Annotated in this window: 21 protein-coding genes; 13 read left to right on the top strand and 8 right to left on the bottom strand. The window is 63.9% G+C overall.

From position 1 onward, the window contains the following. Nucleotides 1–21 precede the first annotated feature (21 nt). Entirely contained in the window at nt 22–1,413 is a 1,392-nt protein-coding gene (locus tag JCM7686_RS10540) for a diguanylate cyclase domain-containing protein (RefSeq protein ID WP_020950819.1), read from the bottom strand. A 115-nt stretch (nt 1,414–1,528) separates the two neighbouring features. On the opposite strand from JCM7686_RS10540, the gene JCM7686_RS10535 reads away from it, so the two are divergent. Continuing rightward, complete coding sequence (locus tag JCM7686_RS10535) at nt 1,529–1,798, top strand: DUF3572 domain-containing protein (protein WP_020950818.1); 270 nt, start codon at nt 1,529–1,531, stop codon at nt 1,796–1,798. 9 nt (nt 1,799–1,807) lie between these two features. Here JCM7686_RS10535 and JCM7686_RS10530 read toward each other — a convergent pair whose 3' ends face one another. Both JCM7686_RS10530 and JCM7686_RS10525 read right to left on the bottom strand, forming a co-directional pair. Beyond that, nucleotides 1,808–3,169: an aminotransferase gene (locus JCM7686_RS10530; RefSeq protein WP_020950817.1), complete on the bottom strand. Its 1,362-nt coding sequence runs from the start codon at nt 3,167–3,169 to the stop codon at nt 1,808–1,810. A gap of 73 nt (nt 3,170–3,242) precedes the next feature. Further along, a complete protein-coding gene (locus JCM7686_RS10525; protein ID WP_041527284.1) occupies nt 3,243–3,590 on the bottom strand; it encodes a TfoX/Sxy family DNA transformation protein in 348 nt (115 codons plus the stop codon). Between the two features lie 121 nt (nt 3,591–3,711). Between JCM7686_RS10525 and miaB the strand changes: the two genes are divergently transcribed. Beyond that, nucleotides 3,712–5,037, top strand: coding sequence for a tRNA (N6-isopentenyl adenosine(37)-C2)-methylthiotransferase MiaB (gene miaB, locus JCM7686_RS10520; protein ID WP_020950815.1), 1,326 nt, complete (start codon nt 3,712–3,714; stop codon nt 5,035–5,037). 77 nt (nt 5,038–5,114) lie between these two features. Here the strand turns inward: miaB and JCM7686_RS10515 are convergent, their stop codons facing one another. Both JCM7686_RS10515 and proS read right to left on the bottom strand, forming a co-directional pair. Beyond that, a complete protein-coding gene (locus tag JCM7686_RS10515; protein WP_020950814.1) occupies nt 5,115–5,570 on the bottom strand; it encodes a DUF2937 family protein in 456 nt (151 codons plus the stop codon). Then, complete coding sequence (proS, locus tag JCM7686_RS10510; RefSeq protein WP_020950813.1) at nt 5,567–6,925, bottom strand: proline--tRNA ligase; 1,359 nt, start codon at nt 6,923–6,925, stop codon at nt 5,567–5,569. Before proS ends, JCM7686_RS10515 begins: the two co-directional genes overlap by 4 nt. Before the next feature lie 117 nt (nt 6,926–7,042). Here proS and JCM7686_RS10505 point away from each other — a divergent pair, with 117 nt between their 5' ends. The 5 genes from JCM7686_RS10505 to JCM7686_RS10485 all read left to right on the top strand — a co-directional run bounded on the left by JCM7686_RS10505 (nt 7,043) and on the right by JCM7686_RS10485 (nt 12,817). Continuing rightward, nucleotides 7,043–7,231 (top strand): hypothetical protein, encoded by a 189-nt coding sequence (locus tag JCM7686_RS10505; protein ID WP_041527283.1) that lies wholly within the window; start codon nt 7,043–7,045, stop codon nt 7,229–7,231. After that, entirely contained in the window at nt 7,209–7,898 is a 690-nt protein-coding gene (locus tag JCM7686_RS10500) for a P-loop NTPase family protein (RefSeq protein WP_020950812.1), read from the top strand. The genes JCM7686_RS10505 and JCM7686_RS10500 overlap by 23 nt, the downstream gene beginning before the upstream one ends. Nucleotides 7,899–7,933: 35 nt before the next feature. After that, on the top strand, nt 7,934–10,099 hold the full coding sequence (locus JCM7686_RS10495) for an RNA degradosome polyphosphate kinase (protein WP_041527818.1): 2,166 nt from the start codon (nt 7,934–7,936) through the stop codon (nt 10,097–10,099). A 46-nt stretch (nt 10,100–10,145) separates the two neighbouring features. After that, complete coding sequence (locus JCM7686_RS10490; RefSeq protein WP_020950810.1) at nt 10,146–11,681, top strand: Ppx/GppA family phosphatase; 1,536 nt, start codon at nt 10,146–10,148, stop codon at nt 11,679–11,681. A 110-nt stretch (nt 11,682–11,791) separates the two neighbouring features. After that, nucleotides 11,792–12,817: a LysR family transcriptional regulator gene (locus JCM7686_RS10485; protein WP_020950809.1), complete on the top strand. Its 1,026-nt coding sequence runs from the start codon at nt 11,792–11,794 to the stop codon at nt 12,815–12,817. Here JCM7686_RS10485 and JCM7686_RS10480 read toward each other — a convergent pair. Then, nucleotides 12,717–13,589: a bestrophin family protein gene (locus JCM7686_RS10480; protein WP_041527282.1), complete on the bottom strand. Its 873-nt coding sequence runs from the start codon at nt 13,587–13,589 to the stop codon at nt 12,717–12,719. The genes JCM7686_RS10485 and JCM7686_RS10480 overlap by 101 nt on opposite strands. Nucleotides 13,590–13,948: 359 nt before the next feature. On the opposite strand from JCM7686_RS10480, the gene JCM7686_RS10475 reads away from it, so the two are divergent. Beyond that, nucleotides 13,949–15,151, top strand: coding sequence for an NAD-dependent formate dehydrogenase (locus JCM7686_RS10475; RefSeq protein WP_020952762.1), 1,203 nt, complete (start codon nt 13,949–13,951; stop codon nt 15,149–15,151). A 59-nt stretch (nt 15,152–15,210) separates the two neighbouring features. Then, the gene (locus JCM7686_RS10470) at nt 15,211–15,720 is read left to right on the top strand and encodes an HPP family protein (protein WP_020950806.1); all 510 of its coding nucleotides are present in this window, start codon (nt 15,211–15,213) and stop codon (nt 15,718–15,720) included. 103 nt (nt 15,721–15,823) lie between these two features. Here the strand turns inward: JCM7686_RS10470 and JCM7686_RS10465 are convergent, their stop codons facing one another. Continuing rightward, nucleotides 15,824–16,222 carry a DoxX family protein gene (locus JCM7686_RS10465; RefSeq protein WP_020950805.1) on the bottom strand — a complete coding sequence of 133 codons (399 nt, stop codon included), beginning with the start codon at nt 16,220–16,222 and terminating at the stop codon, nt 15,824–15,826. Between the two features lie 165 nt (nt 16,223–16,387). On the opposite strand from JCM7686_RS10465, the gene JCM7686_RS10460 reads away from it, so the two are divergent. Beyond that, entirely contained in the window at nt 16,388–17,611 is a 1,224-nt protein-coding gene (locus JCM7686_RS10460) for a GTP-binding protein (protein ID WP_020950804.1), read from the top strand. Between the two features lie 15 nt (nt 17,612–17,626). On the opposite strand, the gene JCM7686_RS10455 is transcribed toward JCM7686_RS10460, so the two are convergent. Next, nucleotides 17,627–18,175 carry a TetR/AcrR family transcriptional regulator gene (locus tag JCM7686_RS10455; protein ID WP_268935170.1) on the bottom strand — a complete coding sequence of 183 codons (549 nt, stop codon included), beginning with the start codon at nt 18,173–18,175 and terminating at the stop codon, nt 17,627–17,629. 191 nt (nt 18,176–18,366) lie between these two features. Between JCM7686_RS10455 and JCM7686_RS10450 the strand changes: the two genes are divergently transcribed. From JCM7686_RS10450 to JCM7686_RS10440, 3 genes are read left to right on the top strand one after another with little or no spacing between them, the layout of a single operon-like run. Continuing rightward, nucleotides 18,367–19,344 carry an HlyD family secretion protein gene (locus tag JCM7686_RS10450; RefSeq protein ID WP_020950802.1) on the top strand — a complete coding sequence of 326 codons (978 nt, stop codon included), beginning with the start codon at nt 18,367–18,369 and terminating at the stop codon, nt 19,342–19,344. 16 nt (nt 19,345–19,360) lie between these two features. Next, nucleotides 19,361–20,596, top strand: coding sequence for an ABC transporter permease (locus tag JCM7686_RS10445; RefSeq protein WP_041527815.1), 1,236 nt, complete (start codon nt 19,361–19,363; stop codon nt 20,594–20,596). Further along, complete coding sequence (locus tag JCM7686_RS10440; RefSeq protein ID WP_020950800.1) at nt 20,593–21,717, top strand: ABC transporter permease; 1,125 nt, start codon at nt 20,593–20,595, stop codon at nt 21,715–21,717. Before JCM7686_RS10445 ends, JCM7686_RS10440 begins: the two co-directional genes overlap by 4 nt. Nucleotides 21,718–21,903: the final 186 nt, after the last annotated feature.

Raw genomic sequence — 21,903 nt, 5'->3', positions numbered from 1 at the left:
AATTTGCGCCCTTCGGATGTGTCACGCGGCAAGCCCCTGCGGCGCCACGACAATGCGATTGCGCCCCTGAGACTTCGCGATCAGCAAAGCACGATCCGCGCGGGCGAGCAAGAGCTCCGGCGTCAGGCTTTTGGTCGGGCTGCCAGCAACCATCACCGCCACGCCGACCGAGACAGTCATCACCAGTTCAATGGCGGCATCGTCGCCTTCGACATGGATCGGGCTTTCGCCAATGGCGCAGCGTAGGGCTTCGGCCAAGGCCTGTGCCTCGTCTGGGCTTTGAATGACGGCGGCGGCGATGAACTCTTCGCCGCCAATGCGGGCAATCAGCGCGTCGGGGGGCAGCGCGTCGCGCAGCCGTTCAGCGACCGCGATGAGGGTCTGATCCCCTGCGGCATGGCCAAAGCCGTCATTCACCCGCTTGAACCGGTCAAGATCGAGCGCGAGTACCGCCACGCCTTTGCCGTCTTCGGCAGAGCGCGCGATCATGTCCTGCAGTCGCGGCATGGCGAAACGTCGGTTATAAAGCCCGGTCAGCGGGTCGGTCATCGCCCAGACCAGATTGCGCCGCGCCTCGCGACGGCGGCGATCCGAGAGCAACTTTTGCGAGATCTGCGCCTGAATGCGCAGCCCGGCCTCGGCCGCGGTCGGGCGATCGATCAGCGCATGGGGCAGAACATCAGCCGCACCGAGGTCAAGCGCCATTGCGGTCAGATCGCTGCGATCAGGGCGCACGACGACGAGGAAAGCCGCCTCGCGCGACAGCGGACGCGAGCGCAGTTCGGCCATCAGGCGGAGACCGTCGCCGCGACGTTGGATATCGGCGGCGATCAGATAGAGATCCGCGCTCGGGCCGCTTTGCGCTTCGGACAGCGCGCGTTCCGGATCACGCAGATCAATGTCGCAGCCGAGATGATCTTGCAGCGCATAGCGCCAGCTGAGGCCGGTACCGATCTGATCGGCAATGAAGACGGCGCGCAACCGGGTCTGACGCACCGGCTCGGCCGTGATCTGCCAGCCCGCGCCCGAGGTCTCTGCCTCGGCGCTGTCGGGCATTTCGCGGAGCAGCGAGCGGATCCGGGCGAGCAGGGTGTGTTCGTCATCTTGCGGGTCAAAGAGACAGGTCGCGCCGGCATGAAGCGCCTCGGCCCCCTGACCATTGGTGGCCTGCACCAGGATCGCAAAGCTTTGCCCGCCGGGGCGGCGACGCAGGGCGCGGCAGAGTTCGGCTGCGGGATAATCCGGAAGCGCGCTGCCGATGACGACAATGCGCGGCAGGTCAGCCGCCAGTCGGTCCAAAGCCTCTTGCCCCGAGCCGACCGCCGTCACGTCATGGCTGGCTGCGGCAAGCCGCACCTTCATGACGATCCGATTGGTCGGAACCCCATCCACGATCATGATTCGCCCGGACATCTGCGCCACCGCTCTCTCTCTCCCGATCATTGGGACTGTGGCAGCAAACACTTAACAAACCGTTGCGCGCTCGCTAGGTGAGGCGGATCAGTGCAAAAAATCAGCAGGACCTGCCATGAACCAGTCTGAAGCCCGCGATATTGCCGATGCCGGATTCGCTTTCGTGGCCGGTGATCCCGAGCTGGTCGGCGCGCTTCTGGCCGCGACCGGCGCTGAGGCTTCGGATTTGCGCGCGATGGCGAGCCGCCCGGAATTCGCGGTTTTCGTGCTGGATTTCCTGCTCGAAGCCGATGAGCGGGTTGTTGATTTCGCGCGTTCCGCCGCGATCAAGCCTGAGCGTGTGGTGATAGCCCGCGCCGTTCTGGGCGGCGCGGACCCGTGGTGACGGCCTAGCTCAAGCGACTTCGGCGAAGACCTTCTTGAGCGCCTCTTCGAGCTTTTCGAACATCTCGTCCATCTGCGCCTCGGTCATGATGAAGGGCGGGCAGAGCACGATGGACTGACCGAGCGGGCGACAGATCAGCCCGTGATCGGTGCAGCTGTTGGCGATGCGCTCGGACACGGAGAGGCTCGCGGGGAAGGGCTCTTTGGTGGCCTTGTCCTTGACCGCTTCCAGCGCCCACATGAAGCCGACACCGCGATATTCGCCGATATTCGGGTTCTCGGCCAGACGCTTCATCCCGGCCTCAAAGCGCGGGGCGAGGCGTTTGACGTTCTCGGCCAGCCCTTCGTTCATCACGACATCAATGGCTTTGAGCGCAATCGCGCAGCCGACCGGATGGCCCGAGGCGGTGAAACCATGCGGGAATTCCTCGATCTTTTCGACGGCGGCTTCGACGCGGTCGGCAAGTTCGGGACCAAGGATGATCGCGCCCATCGGGAAATAACCGGCGGTGAGGTTCTTCGACGAAATGATCGCATCGGGGGTAAAGCCATAGGTCTGGCAGCCCCAAGTGTTGCCGGTGCGGCCAAAGCCGCAGATCACCTCATCCGAGATTACCGGAATGCCGTGCTTTTTCAGGACCGGGATCACCGCTTGGAAATAGCCCTTGGCGGGGGGGATGACGCCACCTGCGCCCATGACCGGCTCGGCGAAAAAGCCCGCGATGGTGTCGGCGCCTTCGCGTTGGATCGTGTCGTCAAGCTCTTGCGCCAAGCGGGCGACGAACTCTTCCTCGGTCTCGCCATCCTTGCCAAAGCGCCAGTAATGCGGGCAGGTCAGATGGATGAAGCCCGGCAGCGGCAGGCCGAAGACCTCGTTATAGGGCTTGCCGGTCATCGAGGCGGAAACCGCGGTCACGCCGTGATAGGCGTTCCAGCGCGTCAGGATCTTGCGCTTTTGCGGATTGCCCTCTGAGCCATGCAGAAACCACAGGATCTTGACCATGGTGTCATTGGCCTCGGAGCCCGAGTTCGTGTAAAAAACCCGTCCCCGGTCGTAAGGAGAGACCTCGACCAGCTTTTCCGACAGCATCACGGTCTGATCGGACATGCGGCCAAAGAAGGCGTGATAGCCGGGCAGGCGGTCATATTGCGCCTTGGCGGCCTCGGCCATGCCAGCATGGTCAAAGCCCGCGACCATGTTCCACAGGCCCGAATTCGCGTCGAGATAACGCTTGCCGTTGGTGTCGAAGATATAGGGCCCCTCGCCATGGGTGACGACCACCGTGCCGCGCTCGTGAACCGAGGGCATGTCGGTGAAACCATAAAGCGAAAATTCCTCGGCGCGTGCTTCCCAGCTTTGCGGCTTGGTCATGGACGGTGCTCCTTTGGGGTGTCCTTGAGCACAGGCTAGCCGGGCAATTTCTGGCGATCAATGGGGCAGGGCACTAACGCGGCGGCGCGGGCGCAAGGCCGATCAGATCAAGCGCCTCAAGAAGGGCATGGGGCAGCTCGCCCGCGCCCGGTTTCTTGCGGCAATCCGCGACCAAAGCGTCAAAGCGCAGGCGCAGATCGACCTTTTCCTTGCCCCGGCAATCGTTCCACGGTCGGCCCTGCAAGGCCATATGAAGCACGTAATAGCCGATGAAATGCGGTCGCTCGCCATTCCCGATCAACGCGCGATAGGCCTCATCCGCGCCAAGGGCGCGCAAAGTTTCCGCATCTGGGATGCCTGCGGCCGTCAGCGATTTCGCCGTCGCCGGGCCGATATTGGTGATCGAGATCAGGTCGGTCATGCTCATGTTCTCTTTTTATTCCAGAGACGGCACGCGGGCAATCGGTCAAAATCACGCGTGGTGCTTTCCAATTTGGTCCCGATCCTGTAACCCGTCCCGATCTTTCCAGGGAAATCGTGACATGACCCAGACGGTAGCCGGAGCTAAAAAGCTCTTCATCAAGACATATGGCTGTCAGATGAACGTCTATGACAGCCAGCGCATGGCCGAAGCCATGGGAGCCGAGGGCTATGTCCTGACCGAGGATCAGTCCGAAGCCGATATGGTGCTGCTCAACACCTGCCATATTCGTGAGAAGGCTGCGGAAAAGCTTTACTCTGATCTTGGCCGCCTGAAGCCGTTGAAGGCCGAGCGCCCCGATCTCAAGATCGGCGTGGCGGGCTGCGTGGCGCAAGCCGAGGGCGAGGAAATTCAGCGCCGGATGCCGATCGTCGATCTGGTCGTCGGGCCGCAAGCCTATCACCGCCTGCCCGCGATGGTGAAGAAAGGGCGCGGTGTCGACACCGAATTCCCGGCCGAGGACAAATTCGAGCATCTGCCGAAATCCCCCGCGACACGGCGCGCGCCTGCGGCTTTCCTGACCGTGCAAGAGGGCTGCGACAAGTTCTGCGCCTTCTGCGTCGTGCCTTATACCCGAGGCGCCGAGGTCAGCCGACCGGTCAGCCGCATTCTCGCGGAGGCCACGGATCTGGTGTCGCGCGGCGTGCGTGAGATCACGCTGCTTGGCCAGAACGTCAATGGCTGGCACGGTCTTGGTACGGATGGCGCCGAATGGGGTTTTGGTCGCCTGATCCGGCTCTTGGCCGAAGTCGATGGGCTTGACCGCATCCGCTATACCACGAGCCATCCGAATGACATGGCCGATGATCTGATCGAGGCCCATCGCCACGAGCCGAAGCTAATGCCCTATCTGCATCTGCCGGTGCAATCGGGCTCGGACCGCATCCTGAAAGCGATGAACCGCAAGCATACGGCCGAGCAATATCTGCGCCTGATCGACCGCATCAAGGACGCGCGCCCCGATATTCTGCTGACCTCGGATTTCATCGTGGGTTTCCCCGGCGAGACCGATGCCGATCATCAGGCGACGCTCGATCTGGTCGCTCGGGTGAATTTCGGCACGGCCTTCAGCTTCAAATATTCGCCGCGTCCCGGCACGCCCGCTTACGACCGCCCCGAAGTCGAGAGTGCGGTTGCCGATGCGCGTTTGCAGGAATTGCAGGCGCTGTTGTCCAAACAGCAAAAGGCCGCGCAGGAAAGCATGGTCGGGCGCGAGCTGAGCGTGCTTTTCGAAAAACCGGGCCGCCTGCCGGGCCAGATGGTCGGCAAATCGGACTATCTGCACGCGGTCTTTGTCGAGGCGCCCCAAGCCAAGGTCGGCGATCTCGTGCGCGTGCGCATCACCCATTCCGCGCCGAATTCGCTGGCGGGCGAGCTGATTGGCTAAGGTCTTTGCTTCAAAAGGCATCGGAAAAGGGCCGGTCGCTGGACCGGCCCTTTTTCATGCAATGACAGTGGGATGGGTCAGGCCGTCGCGCTGCGACGTGGGGCGATCCAGCCCAGAAGCGTGGCGACGATCCAGCCAAGCGCAAAGCCGATCGCGGCGGCGATCAGGCCGTTATGGCCGATCGGCATGGCGGTCTGGAATTTGAACCAGGTTGCGTGCAGCAGCGTCGGATCATCCATGTAAAGCGGATGCAGCAGCCGCTTGACCGGCGCGGTCTTGCGCAGCTCGTCCAAAGCTGGGGTCAGTTCGGCCAGCCGCTCTTTCGCCCGCGTTACCGCAGGCGAGGGGAGTGCTTGGCTGGCCGGTTCTGCCTGAGGTTGAGCTGTCGCGTCAGCCTGACTTGCCTTTTGCACCGAGCGTTCCAGAACCGAGATCTCCGCTTGCATCAACAGGATGTATTGATTGCTGAAAGCGGGGAACTGCGAGAAGAGCGAGGCGCAGATCAAAGCCAGTATGACGCGAAACGGGGTCATCCTTTATAGGTCGCCTCGAACACTGGTTGGTAGATCGACTTGAGGCGCTCGACCGCATCCGCAGGCGACATTTCTTCGGAAATGCCAGTGCGGCGGCTGGTCAGTTCGACCTTGTTCTCGGCCAGACCGCGCGGCCCGATGGTGATGCGCCAGGGCAGACCGATCAGATCCATGGTCGCGAATTTCGCGCCCGCACGCTCGTCGCGGTCATCGTAAAGCGGGTCGAGACCGGCGGCCTTGAGCTCGCGGTAAAGCGCCTCGCTGGCGCTGTCGGTCGAGGCATCGCCCTGTTTGAGATTGACGATGCCCACGTGGAACGGCGTGACGCCTTCCGGCCAGATGATGCCTTTCTCGTCGTGGCTGGCTTCGATGATCGCACCCAGAAGACGCGAAACGCCGATCCCATGCGAGCCCATATGGACCGGCACGCGCTCGCCTTTTTCATTGACGACGGTCGCGCCCATCGGCTCGGAATATTTCGTGCCGAAATAGAAGATCTGGCCGACCTCGATACCGCGCGCGGTGCGGCGGCGCTCTTCGGGGATCTCGGCGAAGACCGCTTCGTCATGGGTCTCATCGGTGCGGGCATAGCGCGAGGTGAATTCCTCGAGAATGCTGCGGCACTGTTCGGTGCTGGTATAGTCGATCTCGCGGTCGCCGAACTTCAGATCGGTGATCTGGCTGTCATAGAAGACCTCGGATTCGCCGGTCTCCGCGAGAACGAGGAATTCATGGGTATCATCGCCGCCAATCGGGCCAGAATCGGCGCGCATCGGGATCGCCTGCAGGCCCATGCGCTCATAGGTGCGCAGATAGCTGACAAGATGGCGGTTATAGGCGTGCAGCGCATCTTCCTTGGTCAGGTCGAAGTTATAGCCGTCCTTCATCAGGAACTCGCGGCCGCGCATGACGCCGAAGCGCGGACGCATCTCGTCGCGGAACTTCCACTGGATGTGGTAAAGCGTCAGCGGCAGTGCTTTGTAGCTCGACACATAGCTGCGGAAGATGTCGGTGATCATCTCTTCGTTGGTCGGACCGTAAAGCAGATCACGCTTCTGACGGTCGGTGATGCGCAGCATCTCGTCGCCATAAGCGTCATAGCGGCCCGATTCGCGCCACAGATCCGCCGTTTGCAGCGTCGGCATCAGAAGCGGGATATGGCCAGCGCGCTGCTGCTCTTCATGGACGATCTCTTCGATCCGGTTGAGCACCTTGAACCCGAGTGGCAGCCAGGAATAGATCCCCGCCGCCTGCTGGCGGATCATGCCCGCACGCAGCATCAGACGGTGGCTGACGATCTGGGCCTCTTTCGGATCTTCTTTCAGAACGGGCAGGAAGTAGCGCGACAGACGCATAAGCGGGAACCTCTTCGTTTCTTGCCTTCGGGTTACTCCACAAGGGCAGGCGCGGCAACGGGGTTGCTTGCACTGGGGCGCGGTTCCCGCCACATTCACGCAAGACGTGAGGGAGAAATGCATGAGATTGCCGTTTTCAAGGCGGGACTGGTGCAGGGGCGGGGCTGTGCCACGCCCGCTTTCGGGGCTTTGCGGCTTGGCCAGCGCGGCCCGGCCTTGTGCAAGGCACGGGGTCCCGCCGCGTCTTTCGGCACTGCGCGCCTGCGCCGGGGGCGGCTGAACCATGGCGCGGCAGCTCACCTTTGATCTGGCCGGGCCACCTGCTTCGGCGCGGGCCGATTTTCTGGTGACTGCCGCCAATCGCGATACGCTGGCGATGCTCGACCGGCCCGAGATCTGGCCGCGCGGGCGTCTGCTGCTTCTGGGCGCCAAGGGCAGCGGTAAATCCCATATCGCGCGCTTTTGGGCGGCCGAGAACGGCGCCTTGCGTCAGGCGGCCTCGGGGCTGCGCATCGAGGCGCTTGACGGGGTGGTGCCGCAAGACGGCGCGCTGGTGATCGAGAATGCGCATCGTTTGGGCACGGCTGCGGGCGCCGAGCAGGCGATGTTTCATCTCGCCAATCTCGCTGAAGAGCGCAGCTGCCTCTTGTTGCTGACCGCGCTGCGCCCGCCGCGCGACTGGGGCATTATCCTGCCCGATCTGCGCTCGCGCATGGAATCGCTGACCACGGTCGAGCTGGCCGCCCCGGATGAGGCGCTGCTGCCTGCGGTGCTGGTCAAGCTTTTTGCCGACCGCCAGATCGCGATCTCGCCCGAGATTGTCGATTACCTCGCCTTGCGCATGGACCGCGACCTCGATCTGGCCCGCCGTCTGGTCGCGGCGATCGACATGGCGGCTTTGGCGGATCACAAGGCAATCACGCGGCGGCTGGCGGCGGAATGGCTGGACAAGCTCTTTGAACCGGACGCATGATTGCGCGTAGCAACGCCGAACCTGTTCCGATTGAAATGACCCAAGCTGATTTCCTGAAATTCCCCTTTCCCGCTCCGCGCGAACTTCCCGATGGCCCGCCCGAAGGCCAGGCGCGCTTCTTCAATCGTGAGATCAGCTGGCTGAGCTTCAACTGGCGCGTGCTCGACGAGGCGCGCAATCCGCGTGTGCCGCTTCTGGAGCGGCTGCGCTTCCTGTCGATTTCCGCAACCAATCTCGACGAATTCTACACCGTCCGCGTGGCGGGCCTGCGCGAGCTGGTGCGCGAAGGCAGTGCCATGCCCTCCGAAGATGGGCTGACCCCGGCCGAGCAGCTTGCGCTGGTCAATGCCGATGCGCGCCGCCTGATGGCCGCGCAGCAGGCGGTCTGGAACGGCGTGCGCCGCGAGATGGAGCAGGCCGATATCACCATCCTGTCGCGTTCACGCGTGACCCGCGCCGAAGAGGCCTATCTGCGGCGCTATTTCGTCGAGAATGTCTTTCCGGTGCTCTCGCCGCTGGCGATCGATCCGGCGCATCCTTTCCCCTTCATCCCGAACCTCGGCTTTTCGCTGGCGCTGGAACTGGCGCGCGAAAGCGACGGACGCCAGATGCAGGCGCTTTTGCCGATCCCCCAGCAGATCGACCGCTTCATTCCGCTGCCGGGCGGCACGCGCTTTCTCAAGCTCGAAGACCTGCTCTTGATGCACCTGCGCAGCCTCTTTCCGGGTTATCGTGACACCGGACATTGCGCGTTCCGCGTGCTGCGTGACAGCGATCTTGAGGTCGAGGAAGAGGCCGAGGATCTGGTGCGCGAGTTTGAAACCGCGCTGAAGCGGCGCCGCCGCGGCTCGGTCATTCGGCTCAAGATCACCGCAGGCGCGCCGGATCGGCTGCGCCGCCTGATCATGGAAAAGCTCGAGGTTCGCTCGGAAGAGGTGGTTCAGGTCGAGGGCCTGCTCGGCATGGCCGATCTCGGCGCGCTGGTTCTGGACAGCCGCCGCGATCTGCAATGGCCAAGCTTTACCCCGCGCGTGCCTGAACGCGTGCAGGATCACGACGGCGACATGTTCGCGGCGATCCGGCAAAAGGACATGCTGCTGCACCATCCCTACGAGACCTTCGACATGGTGGTGCGCTTCTTGCAGCAGGCGGCGCGCGATCCGAACGTGCTCGCGATCAAGCAGACGCTTTACCGCACCTCGCGCGACAGCACGATCGTCGAGGCTTTGTGCGAAGCCGCCGAGGCCGGGAAATCGGTGACCGCGTTGGTCGAGCTGAAGGCGCGCTTTGACGAGGCCGCGAATATCCGGCAATCGCGCCGGCTGGAGCGTTCGGGCGCGCATGTTGTCTATGGTTTCACCCAGTATAAGACCCATGCCAAGATCTCTACCGTGGTTCGGCGCGAGGGCGGTCAACTGGTGACCTATACCCATTTCGGCACCGGCAACTATCACCCGATCACTGCGCGGATTTATACCGATCTCTCGCTCTTCACCTGCGATCCGGCGCTGGGGCGCGATGCCTCGAAGGTGTTCAATTATCTGACCGGCTATGTCCAGCCAAGCGAGCTGGAAAACCTCGCGATCTCGCCCCTGAACCTCAAGGACCGGCTGCTTGAACTGATCGCGCGCGAGGCGGAATTCGCCCGCCAAGGCCGTCCGGCCGAGATCTGGGCCAAGATGAACAGCCTGATCGAAAAGGATATTATCGAGGCGCTTTATGCCGCGAGCCAGGCGGGTGTGAAGATCAATCTGGTGATCCGTGGCATCTGCGGCCTGCGTCCGGGCATTGCCGGGCTGTCGGAAAACATCCGGGTGAAATCCATCGTCGGGCGTTTCCTCGAACATTCGCGCATCGTTTGTTTCGGCAACGGGCAGGGCTTGCCGTCGCGGCGCGCGCGCGTCTTTATCAGCTCGGCCGACTGGATGGGACGCAACGTCTCGCGCCGGGTCGAGACGCTGGTCGAATGCCTGAACGATACGGTCAAGGCGCAGATCACCAGCCAGATCATGGCCGCCAATCTGGCCGATGAAGCGCAGAGCTGGCTCTTGCAACCCGATGGGCGCTACGTGCGTCATCTCCCCGCAGGGCGGGAGGATTTGTTCAGCTGTCACAAATTCTTCATGGAAAATCCGTCTTTGTCCGGGCGAGGAACTGCGGGGGCCAAGGACGTTCCGGCGTTGACGCATTCCTCGGATTGAACCATCCAGCCGCAGAAGAGTTTCAGACAGGAATCGAGAGGCCCCAATGAACGGCGTGGTAACCACAACCGGCGAGACCATCGATCCCTTTGGACGTTCGTTGTTCGAACGTGCCTCTGAGCGCGCCTTGAGCCGCGTTGGCGTGGTCGATGTTGGCTCGAACTCGATCCGCATGGTGGTCTTTGACGGGGCAGCGCGCAGCCCGGCTTATTTTTACAACGAAAAGATCATGGCCGGGCTCGGGCAGGGTCTTGTCACCACCGGAGAGCTGAACCCGCGCGGTGTCGAACGCGCGATGTCGGCGCTCAAGCGTTTCGCGGTTCTGGCCGAGGGCATGGGCGTCAAGCCGCTGACCTGCGTTGCCACCGCCGCCGTGCGCGAGGCTACGAACGGCCCGGCCTTCCGCAAGGCGGTCGAGAAAGAGACCGGGCTCAAGCTTCTGGTCATCGACGGCGAGGAAGAGGCGCGGCTGTCTGCGCAGGGCGTGCTGCTGGGCTGGCCCGATGCCAAGGGGCTCGTTTGCGACATTGGCGGCAACTCGATGGAGCTCGCCTATATCGAGGATGGCAAGGTTGGCCGCCGGGTCAGCTCGCCGCTGGGACCGTTCCGGCTCCAGCAGGTCGAGGGTGGCAAGGCCGGTCTGCGCGCCCATATCCGCGAGGTGATGGAGGGGCTGGTTGCCGAAATCGGCGCCGAACACGAACAGATCTATCTGGTCGGCGGCTCGTGGCGCGCGATCGCCCGACTGGATATGGAGCGCTGCGCCTATCCGATGACGGTGCTGCATGAATACCGGATGAGCCCGCAGGCAGTGACCCAGACCGTCAAATGGATCGCCGAAAATGACCTGAACATCTTGCGCGCCCGCACCGGGATTTCGCAAAGCCGGATCGAGCTCGTGCCTTTGGCGGGGCAGGTCTTGCGCCAGCTCGTGCTGACCTTCCGCCCGAAATCGCTGGCGGTGTCCTCCTACGGGATCCGCGAGGGCCTGCTTTACGAGCAGATGCCGCGCACCCTGCGCCAACGCGATCCGCTGATCGAGGCCGCGCGCTTCACCGAGCGGCAGATGGCGCGGATGCCGGGTTTCGGCAAGAAGCTTTATCAGTTCCTCCAGCCGCTCTTTGGCAATGTCGGACCTGAGCGTGACCGGCTGATCCGCGCGGCCTGTCTGCTGCATGACACCGCTTGGCGCGCCCATCCCGATTACCGTGCTGACGCCTGTTTCGACAATGTCACCCGCGCGAATATGGCGGCTTTGTCCCATCCCGAGCGGATCTTCCTTGGCCTCGCGCTGCTCCATCGCTACCGCAACAGCCGCGCCTCCTCGCCGATGGCCTCGCTCTTTTCGCTCTTGAGCGAGAAAGAGCTCAAAGACGCCGAAGTTCTGGGCAAGGCCATGCGCTTTGGCGCGATGTTCTCGGTGCGGGATCCCGAAGAGGCGGGCAAGCTCAAATTCTTCCCACAAAAGAAGGTGTTGGAGCTGAAGCTCACCAAGACCGGACAGGCGCTTTACGGCGAGGTGGCGCAGGCGCGCTTCCGCTCGCTGGCCGATGCGCTTGGCGCGCGTCCGGTCACCAAATAACCCAAGGCGGCCCTTCGGGGCCGCCCATCATGCCCGCTTTTCGCCAGCAATATGTTTGACGATTCATATCGAATCGTGAAACCTGCGTGAAATTTGCGAAAGACGGTGCCATGCTGATCCGACATCTGAGATTTTTCGTCAGACTTGCCGAAGAGCAGCATTTCGGTCGGGCGGCCGAACGCTGCAATGTGACGCAGCCGACGCTGTCGCAGGCGATCCGCAAGCTCGAAAGCGATCTGGATCTGGTGCTGATCGTGCGCGGTCACCGCTTCCTGTCGCTGACGCCCGAGGGCGAAAAGGTGCTGCTCTGGGGCCGCCAGATCCTCGCCGATTACGACAATCTACGCGGCGATCTGAACGGCACGCGGGCGGGCGGGCTGACCGGCACGCTGCGCCTTGGCGTGATCCCTGCGGCGATGCCGGTGATCTCGCTGCTCTCGGAACGCTTCTCGACGCTCCATCCCGAGGCGCGGATCGAGGTGCGCTCGATGACCTCGCGCGCGATTGAAAAGGCGCTCGAGACCTTCTCGATCGACGGCGGCATGACCTATCTCGACAATGAGCCGCTGGCCCATGTCCGGGGCTTTCCGCTTTACCACGAGCGCTATGTCTTTGCCTGCCGCCCCGATCATCCGCTGGCGGCCTCGGATACCGTGGGTTGGGCCGAGGCCAATGCCGCGCCGCTCTGCCTGCTGTCCGATGAGATGCAAAACCGCCGCATCCTTGACGAGATCGCTGCGCGGGCGGGCGTCGTGCTGACGCCGCGCATCGTTAGCAACACCTTCCTCGGCATTGCCTCGCATCTGCGCGCCGGGCGCTGGGGCGCGATCATTCCCCATACATTCGGCTATCTCTTCGGCGACCGCGAGATCGTGCTGCGCCGGATGGAAGGTCCGGCCCACAGCCAGACGCTGGGGCTGGTGCTGCCCGAGCGCACGCCGCAATCGCCCATGGCGCAGGCGCTGCAGGATTGGGCGCGCCGCAAGGAAACCGCGCGCGAATTCGAGCTGACCTTCGGGCTGGGGGAAGAGGACCTTAGTGAAGCAGATAATCCTGCGCCACGGGGGCGGGCGGCACATCGTCTTCGCCCAGTGCCTGCCGCAGGTGGATCTCGATCATTGTCGCATAGCTCGTAAGCGGCAGGTCGTTCGGGGCAAGGCCGAAGGGCTCTTCCAGCTCTTCGCTCAAGGCGTCGAGACCCAGAAAGGTATAGGCGACCAGCATCGTCGCCAGCGGCGCGGCCCAGCCAAGGCTGTCGGCAAAACCGAAGGGCAGAAGAAAGCAGAAGAGATAGGCCGTGCGGTGCAAGAGCAGCGTATAGGCGAAGGGCAGGGGCGTGTTCGACAGCCGCTCGCAGCCGGTCAACGCATGGCTGAGGCGGGTCAGGCTGTCGTTGAGGGCCAGGGCCTCGATCGGCTCGATCTCTTTGCCGCGCAGCGCCTCTGCGACCAGTGCGGCCAGCCGGGCGAGAATGGCGTCCGGTGTCTCTGCGGGTGCTGCGTCGGGCGTCTTGGTGGGGCGCGTCCCGCGCAAATGGTGCTCGGTCGCGCGGGCAAAGAGAATCGCGCCGTCGAGCAGGCGCTTGCGTGGCGCGGGCGGCAACATCACCGATTGGCGCGCCAGATCGCGCGCGCCTTGCGTGATCTCGCCCCAAAGCTTGCGGCCCTCCCACCAGCGGTCATAGCAAGAGCTGTTGCGAAAGCTCAGAAAGATCGAGAGCGCAATGCCGATGAGGGCGAAAGGCGCGGGGTTCATCCCCGGCACCAGCCCGGGCGCCAGACGATGCGCGGCGACGATCAGCAGCGAGACCACGCCGACCCCGACCAGTTGCGACCAGATCCGCGGCATCATCGAGCCGCGCCGCACGAAGAAAAGCTTCCAGGCAGAGGGGCGTTCCCGGACGATCATGGCAGTCTCATCTCTTGCATGCGCTGGCGCTCCGAGCCCTCGGCTCGCGGTGGCGCGGTTGGTTTTCCCGCACATACTCCGAGCCGATTGTCAGCGCGAGCCCGGATCTGCGCGGCTTGATTGGAAACGCCTATGGATTCTTGAAAAGATCCCATTGGATCGGCACCGGCAAGACGTGCACTCTTAACCTGTCTTAACAGGCACAGAGCTTCATCCGAGGCGATCAGAGAGGAAACCCCGACATCGCCCGGCGCCCCCGCCGGGAAGCCCGCTCGAGGAGGAGCGGAGATGGTCCCGGCATGCCGCGTTGCGGTTGCCGGTCGGGAACGGCTGACGCCTCACAACTGAAAGGAACCGACATGGCCAAGGTGGTCTGCGTTCTCTATGATGATCCGGTTGACGGCTATCCGACGTCCTATGCACGGGACGATCTTCCGAAGATCGATCAATATCCCGATGGCCAGTCGCTGCCGACGCCGAAGGCGATCGACTTCCAGCCGGGGACCCTTCTGGGCTCGGTCTCGGGCGAGCTGGGTCTGCGCAAATATGTGGAATCGCTCGGCCATGAATTCGTGGTGACCTCGTCGAAAGACGGCCCGAATTCGGATCTGGAAAAGCACCTGCATGACGCCGAGGTCATCATCTCGCAGCCGTTCTGGCCGGCCTATCTGACCGCCGAGCGCATTGCGAAGGCGCCCAAGCTGAAGCTGGCGCTGACTGCGGGCATCGGCTCGGACCATGTCGATCTGCAAGCGGCGATCGATCACGGCGTGACCGTGGCCGAGGTGACCTATTGCAACTCGAACTCGGTTGCCGAACATGTCGTGATGATGGTGCTGGGCCTCGTGCGCAACTACATCCCCTCGCATGACTGGGCTCGCAATGGCGGCTGGAACATCGCCGATTGCGTCGCACGTTCCTATGACGTCGAGGGCATGCATGTCGGCACCGTCGCCGCTGGCCGCATCGGTCTGCGCGTGCTGCGTCTCTTGGCGCCGTTTGGCATGCATCTGCATTACAACGACCGTCACCGCCTGCCGGAAGCTGTTGAAAAAGAGCTGAACCTGACCTGGCATGCGACGCGCGAAGAGATGTATGGCGTTTGTGACGTGGTCACGCTGAACTGCCCGCTGCATCCCGAAACCGAGCATATGATCAATGACGAGACGCTGAAGCTGTTCAAGCGCGGCGCCTATCTGGTCAACACCGCGCGCGGCAAGCTCTGCGACCGCGATGCGATCGTGCGTGCGCTGGAATCGGGCCGTCTGGCTGGTTACGCGGGCGATGTGTGGTTCCCGCAGCCTGCGCCGAACGACCATCCGTGGCGGACGATGCCGCATAACGGCATGACCCCGCATATCTCGGGCACCTCGCTCTCGGCGCAGACGCGCTATGCGGCGGGCACGCGCGAGATCCTCGAGTGCCATTTCGAGAACCGTCCGATCCGCGATGAATATCTGATCGTGCAGGGCGGCAGCCTCGCGGGCGTGGGTGCGCATTCCTATTCCAAGGGCAATGCCACCGGCGGTTCGGAAGAAGCCGAGAAATACGAACGCGCCTGACAAGGCCGGAGCCCGCGCCTTTTTCCCTGGGCGCGGGGTTTCCTGCGTGGAGAAGCATTTTGACCTCTGCACCCTCTGACACTTCTGCACCGCTCACGGCCTCGTGGCGTTTGCGCGTGATCCGCGCCTTGCAACCGGCCCTCACCGCCGGTTTCGGCGGGATGCTGGCGATCTGGGCGATCGCTGAACTTGATCTCAACGTGACCCAGCTGCTGCTGATTGCCCCTTTCGGCGCAAGCTCGGTCCTGCTTTTCGCTCTGCCGAAAAGCCCTTTGGCCCGCGCGCGCAATGTCATCGGCGGCCATGTGATTTCTGCGACGATGGGGCTGATCGTCCTGACGCTACTGGGCAATAGCCCGCTGAGCTGCGGCCTTGGGGTCGGGCTCGCGATTGCGGCGATGGTGCTGACCGATACGGTCCATCCGCCAGCGGGCGGCAATCCGATCATCGTCATTCTGACCGGGGCGAGCTGGCAATTCCTGCTGACGCCGATCCTGGCCGGGGCGGTGCTGCTCTTTGCGATGGCGACACTTTACCGGCTGGCTGTCAGCAAGCTGACCGGCAGCTGACGCGCCCGCAGCATCGTGAAAGCCAAAGCGCCCGCGACGAGATTGTCGCGGGCGCTTTTGTCATGTCGGGCCCGGACCGCGCGAGAGAGGCGCGGCGGGCGCTTCAGCGCCCTTGGCGGCCGTCCAGCGAGAAGGCACCGGGTCCGGTTGTGACCAGAGCCAGGAAGACGAAGCTGAAGAGGATCGCCGCGTCTCCGCCATTCGCCACCGGGAAGAAGCTGCGCGGGGCATGGGCCATGAAATAGGCAAAAGCCATATGTCCCGACAGCAGGAAGGCGACCGGGCGCGTAAAGAAGCCGAGCACGATCAGCGCGCCGCCGATCAGTTCAAGGAGACCCGAAGCCAGGGTCAGCGCGGCCAGATTGCCCGGGCCCTCGATGGGGAAGTTGAAGAGCTTCTGGGTGCCGTGTTCGAGGTAAAGCAGGCCGGCGACGACGCGCAACAGCGCGATCGCATAGGGCTGAAGTCGGTTCAATGTGCCGTTCATGATTGGTTGACTCATTTTCTTTGGAATCCTGATCCGAAGAACAGCCGAGATTTCCGTAAGATGCAAGCCGTGACGCCGCGCGCTTGGCGGGCTCGGTCGGGTCCTCGCGCAAAGCCTCTTGCCTTTCCGCTCCGGCTTCTTTTAGGATAACGTTATATTATAACATAACGGTAAAACATCATGACTCACGCATCCGCACAACCTGATCCCCGCCTGCCGGTGACGGTGCTGTCGGGCTTTCTGGGTGCTGGAAAGACGACGCTGCTCAATCATGTCCTGAACAATCGCGAAGGCCGCCGGGTCGCGGTGATCGTCAACGATATGTCAGAGGTCAATATCGACGCCGATCTCATCCATGCCGGGACCGAGCTGTCGCGCTCTGAGGAAAAGCTCGTGGAAATGACCAATGGCTGCATCTGCTGCACCCTGCGCGACGATCTGCTGCAAGAGGTGCGCCGCTTGGCGGCAGAGGGGCGCTTCGATTACCTGTTGATCGAGAGCACCGGCATTGCCGAGCCTCTGCCGGTTGCGGCGACCTTCGATTTTCGCGACGAGGCGGGCGAGAGCCTCTCGGATGTCGCGCGGCTCGACACGATGGTGACCGTAGTCGATGCGCTGAACCTGACGCGGGATTTCTCGAGCCATGATTTCCTTGCCGATCGCGGTGAAAGTCTGGGCGAGGCGGATGAGCGCACCTTGGTCGATCTGCTGACCGATCAGATCGAATTCGCCGATGTGATCGTGCTGAACAAGATCGGCGCGGCCGGACCCGCGCGCGTGGCGCAGGCGCGCAAGATCCTGCGTGCCCTCAATCCCGATGCGCAGGTGATCGAGACCGATTATTCCAAGGTCGAGGCCGCGCGGATCTTCAGCACCGGCCTGTTCGATTTCGAGCGCGCGCATGAGCATCCGATGTGGGCCAAAGAGCTTTACGGCTTCGCCCATCACACCCCCGAGACCGAGGAATATGGCGTGAGCTCCTTTGTCTATCGCGCGCGCCGCCCGTTTGATCCCGCGCGCATCCATGCGGTGCTCAATGGCGAGCTCGCGGGCGTGATCCGCGCCAAGGGCCATTTCTGGATCGCGACCCGGCCCGATTGGGTCGCGGAATTCAGCCTTGCCGGGGCGATCTCGACCGTGAGCCCGCTCGGGCGGTGGTGGGCGGGCGTGCCCAAGCAATATTGGCCGACCGTGACCGAAAGCCTCGATGCGGTGACGGCGCTTTGGCAGGAGCCGTGGGGCGACCGGCGGCAAGAGCTGGTCTTTATCGGGGCAGGGATGGATCAGGCGGCGATCACGCAGGCGCTCGACCGGGCGCTGGTCTCGGCGAGCGCCTTCGATCCCGATGGCTGGGCCGCCCTTGCGGATCCCTTCCCGGTCTGGGGCGCGCAAAGCGCGGCCTGAGCGAAGCCTGACAATTTAGCGCGGCAGCAGCACCGCGACGACCCGGCTCGCGAAAGCGGCGATCGCCGTCTCGCCCATCGGGGGGCTGCGCTTGACCAATTGCTCGCGCTGCTCGCCAAGGATGGTCAGGCGAAAAAGGCGCGCGAAGAAGCCAAGATCCCCCCCGGGCACCGCCTCGGGGGGCAGAACCTCCGTGAGCGCGCCGTCGAAAGCCTCGGCGACCTGCGCGGTGCTTTCGACGAATCGGGCTCCGAGCGCGGGAAAGCGCGCCTGCTCTTCCAGCAGGATGCGCATGGTCGCAATCGCCTCGGGGCTCAGGACAAAGCGCGCATAGTCAATCGCGAGCCCTGCAACCTGATCGTGCAGATCGCCCGCCGCCCGGCGCGAGAAGCCGGCGACCACTTGAGAGATGCGCTGCTCGACCACGGTCTGAAACAGATCGTCCTTGCCTGCCGCGACCTTGTAGAGGGTTTTCGTTGAGATTCCAGCACGTTGCGCGATGCGCGCCATGCTGGCCTGACCGACCCCCACGGTAAAGAATTCGGCCGCCGCCGCATTGAGCAGCAGCTGGCGCGTCTCGGCGGCGCTGCGCGTGGCCGGGCGCCCCGGGGCGCGGCGGGGGGTGGGGTTTCCGCCGCGTCAGCGGGCGGGCAGGGATCGGATTCCATTGACAGGCCTGTTCATCTCCAATTAGGAAAATATCAATTTTCTTATTTTCGCAATCCGCATCGTGATTGCGGCCGAGAGGTTGATTGATGTCGACGCGCAAACTGATTGCAACCCTTGTCCTTGTCGCGGCCCTTGGCGGAGGCACCGCGCTTTGGGCAATGACGCGTCCTGCCGCGCTGGTGGTGCAGGGCGAGGTCGAGGCGACGCGGATTGATCTCGCCTCGCGGGTGTCTGGCCGGGTCGCCGAGGTCGCGGTCGATTTCGGCGACCGGGTCCAGAAGGGCGAAACTTTGGTTTTGCTCTCGAGCCCGCAGCTTCAGGCGGGGCAGGTGACGGCGCAGGCGGCGCTGGCCGTGGCCGAGGCGAACCGCGATCTGACCTTTTCGACCCGGCCCGAAACCATTGCCGCGCGCGAGGCAGAGCTCGCCAAGGCCGAGGGTGATGTCGCGCTGCTGCAGAAGAATTACGACCGCATCGCCAAGCTGCGCGACACGGCGGTGGTATCGGCGCAGACGCTTGACGAGGTCTCGAATGCGCTGGCCTCGGCTTTGCGCGCGCGCGAGGCGGCGAGCGCCAATCTGGCTCTGGCGAGGAACGGAAATAGCCCCGAGCAGAGGGCCGTCGCGCAGGCCCAGGCCGAGCAGGCCGCCGCCGCTTTGGGTCAGACCGAGGCCGATCTGGCCGAGCTGACCGTGGTTGCGCCGATCGACGGGCAGGTGACCGCGCGCATGGCCGAGCCGGGCAAGAACTTCGCGGCGGGCTCGCCGCTTTTGTCGATTGTCGATGTCGATCACGCTTGGTTCACCTTCAACCTGCGCGAGGATTTTCTCGGCGCGCTCAAGATCGGCGACGAGATCGAGGTCCGTCTGCCCGCGCTTGGTGACAAGCGCATCCGCGCGCGGGTGAGCGCGATCAATGTGCAGGGGAGCTATGCCAATTGGCGCGCGACCAAAGCCACCGGCGATTTCGACCGCCGCACCTTCGCCTTGCGCGCCGTGCCGCTGGCCCCCGATGCGGCTTTGCGTCCGGGGATGAGCGCGCTGATCGAATTCGCGCGGCCCTGAGCCCATGTCCTCTGCCATGTCTGCTGTCACTCCGCCCCCCATTCCTGCCACCACGCGCGCGCTGCCTGCGGGATTTCTCCGGGTGCTGCGCCGCGAGATCCGTCAGATCCGGCGGCGGCCCGCGCTGGTAATGATGCTCGGGCCCTATCCGCTGATCCTTTTCGTGCTGCTTGCCTCGATCTTTCATGCCGGGCTGCCGACCGGGCTGCCGGTGGCGGTGGTCGATCTCGACGGCTCGACCCTCTCGCGCCAGATCGTGCAGATGCTCGATGCGACGCCCGAGCTCGAGATCGCGGCGCGCCTGCCCAATCTGACCGAGGCCAAGGCAGAGCTCGTCGCGAACCGGGTCTATGGCATCGTGCTGATCCCCCAACATGCCGAGCGCGATCTGCTGGCGGGTGCGCATCCCGAGATTGCGGTCTTCTCGAACAGCCAGATGATGACGGTGGGCGGCATCGTCGCGCGGGGCGCTGCGGGTGCTTTAAGCACGTTCTCGGCCGGGGTTTCGGTTCAGCTTTATCAGGCGAATGGCCTGAGCGCCGAGGCGGCTCTGGCGGCGGTCAATCCGATCCCGGTCCAGCAAAGCGCGCTCTTCAATCCCGCGCTCGCCTATACCGAGTTTCTGCTGGCGGCGGTGATGCCGACGGTGCTGCAGATCTTCATCTGCGCGACTGCGGTCATGGCGGTCGGTCGCGATGCGCATAGCCGGGCAGGGATGGCGCGGCTGGTGCGGCTTGGCGGCTCGCCGCTTCGGGCGCTCGCGGGGAAGTTGCTGCCTTACGCTGCGGCCTTTCTCGGCTGCCTCTGGCTCGCCGATGCGATCATCTTTGGCTATTTCGGCGCGCCCTTCCGGGGCAGCCTGGCGCTGCATCTGACCTATTCGCTGCTTTATGTCGTGACCTGCCTTGGCCTTGGCACCATGCTCGCGCTCTTGGTCGAAGAGACCGTGGCGGGGCTTGGCATGGCCGGGCTTCTGGCCTCGCCCGCCTTTGGTTTTGCCGGGATCAGCTTTCCGCGCGACATGATGAACGGCTTTGCCCAAGCTTGGGGGGCGATCCTGCCGCTGACGCCCTATCTGCATCTGCGCACCGATCAGGTGGTGCGCGGCACGCCGGTCGCGCAATCGCTGCCCGCGCTTGGCTGGATGCTGGCGCTGGCGCTGATCTATGGCGGGATCGCCTGGCTTTTGGCGGGCAAGCGCGCCCGCGCCCTGCCGCCCTTGGACGCCGAACGGGCAGAGGTCACCGCATGATCGGTCTTCTTCGCGCGATGGGCGCGGCCCTGCGCAGGATGTTGGGGGAAAAGGCCTCGCGCTCGACCATGGTGATGTCGATCATCATCTATTCGGCGCTCTATCCCCAGCCCTATACCGCCGAGGTCGTGCAGAATGTGCCGGTCGCGGTGGTCGATCAGGATGGCACGCCCATGAGCCGCGAGCTCGCCCGGCGCATCGACGCCGCCGATACGGCCGCCGTCATCGCCCGACCCGCGACGCTCGCCGAGGCGCAGGCGCGGTTTTATGCGCGTGATCTGGTCGGGATCGTCATCATCCCCGCGCATTTCCAGCGCGATCTTCTGGCCGGAGACGCAGCCCCCATCGCGGCCTATGGCGATGCCGGTTACTTCATGACCTATAATGCGATGATGTCGGCGGTCGGAGGGGCTGCGCGCAGTCTTGGCTCTGAAATCCAATATGGCCGCCTGACCGCGCAGGGGTTGGATCCGGGCACTGCTGCGACCCTGACGAGCGCGCTTGGCGTGGTCTCGGTCTCGCTTTTCAATCCGCAGGGCGGCTATGCGAGCTATGTTCTGCCCGCGGCCTTCGTGCTGATCCTGCAACAGACGCTGATGATGGGCATCGCCATCCTGCATTCGGGACGCAAACCCGAAACCGGCATGGCGCTTGTCGCGACCCCGCTCGCCTATATCCTGTTCTATTGCCTGTGGATCGGGGTGACGCAAATGCTGTTGCCGCTGATCTACAATATCCCGAGGCTGGGGCCGTGGTGGCATCTCTATCTCGTCGCGGTGCCGTTCCTCATGGCGGTCACAGCACTGGGCTTTGCGCTGGCGCAGGTCTTTCGCGCGCCCGAGGGCATGATCGGTCTGCTGGTGGTGATGGGGCTGCCCCTGTTCTTCCTGTCGGGCGTGTCCTGGCCGATCGAAAGCACCCCCGCGCTGGTGCGCCATCTCGCCATGGCAATCCCCTCGACCACGGCCATTCCGGCGGTGGTGCAGGTCGATCAGATGGGCTCGGGCCTTGCGGCCGTCAGTGGCACGATCCGGCTGCAACTGCTGCTGGCGCTTTTCTATGGCGCGCTGGCGCTGGGGCTTCATGGCTGGCGCGGTCCGCAGGCCGCGCGCGGGAGCTGAAGCGCCGCGCGCATCGCGCTTGCGCCGGGCCCTTCGGACCCCGGAAGGATCGCCAGTCAGGCCGTAGTCCGGGCTTTGCGAGGCGGCAAAATCCCACGTCGGGCGGGGTGGAGAGAAACCCTGTCGCGAACCCGCGCTAGGGTGTCGGAAATTCTCCATTCAGCGACACGCAGCCGACATAACCTA

The sequence above is a fragment of the Paracoccus aminophilus JCM 7686 genome, assembly GCF_000444995.1.
In the GTDB taxonomy this organism is placed as follows: domain Bacteria; phylum Pseudomonadota; class Alphaproteobacteria; order Rhodobacterales; family Rhodobacteraceae; genus Paracoccus; species Paracoccus aminophilus.
The sequence above is the reverse complement of the archived record's forward strand: the minus strand, read 5'-3'. Positions and strand labels throughout refer to the sequence as shown.

Coding starts and splice junctions, on each gene's coding strand:
- JCM7686_RS10540 (WP_020950819.1), bottom strand. CDS start 1,413: ATGTCCGGGCGAATCATGATCGTGGATGGGGTTCCGACCAATCGGATC.
- JCM7686_RS10535 (WP_020950818.1), top strand. CDS start 1,529: ATGAACCAGTCTGAAGCCCGCGATATTGCCGATGCCGGATTCGCTTTC.
- JCM7686_RS10530 (WP_020950817.1), bottom strand. CDS start 3,169: ATGACCAAGCCGCAAAGCTGGGAAGCACGCGCCGAGGAATTTTCGCTT.
- JCM7686_RS10525 (WP_041527284.1), bottom strand. CDS start 3,590: ATGACCGACCTGATCTCGATCACCAATATCGGCCCGGCGACGGCGAAA.
- miaB (WP_020950815.1), top strand. CDS start 3,712: ATGACCCAGACGGTAGCCGGAGCTAAAAAGCTCTTCATCAAGACATAT.
- JCM7686_RS10515 (WP_020950814.1), bottom strand. CDS start 5,570: ATGACCCCGTTTCGCGTCATACTGGCTTTGATCTGCGCCTCGCTCTTC.
- proS (WP_020950813.1), bottom strand. CDS start 6,925: ATGCGTCTGTCGCGCTACTTCCTGCCCGTTCTGAAAGAAGATCCGAAA.
- JCM7686_RS10505 (WP_041527283.1), top strand. CDS start 7,043: ATGCATGAGATTGCCGTTTTCAAGGCGGGACTGGTGCAGGGGCGGGGC.
- JCM7686_RS10500 (WP_020950812.1), top strand. CDS start 7,209: ATGGCGCGGCAGCTCACCTTTGATCTGGCCGGGCCACCTGCTTCGGCG.
- JCM7686_RS10495 (WP_041527818.1), top strand. CDS start 7,934: ATGACCCAAGCTGATTTCCTGAAATTCCCCTTTCCCGCTCCGCGCGAA.
- JCM7686_RS10490 (WP_020950810.1), top strand. CDS start 10,146: ATGAACGGCGTGGTAACCACAACCGGCGAGACCATCGATCCCTTTGGA.
- JCM7686_RS10485 (WP_020950809.1), top strand. CDS start 11,792: ATGCTGATCCGACATCTGAGATTTTTCGTCAGACTTGCCGAAGAGCAG.
- JCM7686_RS10480 (WP_041527282.1), bottom strand. CDS start 13,589: ATGATCGTCCGGGAACGCCCCTCTGCCTGGAAGCTTTTCTTCGTGCGG.
- JCM7686_RS10475 (WP_020952762.1), top strand. CDS start 13,949: ATGGCCAAGGTGGTCTGCGTTCTCTATGATGATCCGGTTGACGGCTAT.
- JCM7686_RS10465 (WP_020950805.1), bottom strand. CDS start 16,222: ATGAGTCAACCAATCATGAACGGCACATTGAACCGACTTCAGCCCTAT.
- JCM7686_RS10460 (WP_020950804.1), top strand. CDS start 16,388: ATGACTCACGCATCCGCACAACCTGATCCCCGCCTGCCGGTGACGGTG.
- JCM7686_RS10450 (WP_020950802.1), top strand. CDS start 18,367: ATGTCGACGCGCAAACTGATTGCAACCCTTGTCCTTGTCGCGGCCCTT.
- JCM7686_RS10445 (WP_041527815.1), top strand. CDS start 19,361: ATGTCTGCTGTCACTCCGCCCCCCATTCCTGCCACCACGCGCGCGCTG.
- JCM7686_RS10440 (WP_020950800.1), top strand. CDS start 20,593: ATGATCGGTCTTCTTCGCGCGATGGGCGCGGCCCTGCGCAGGATGTTG.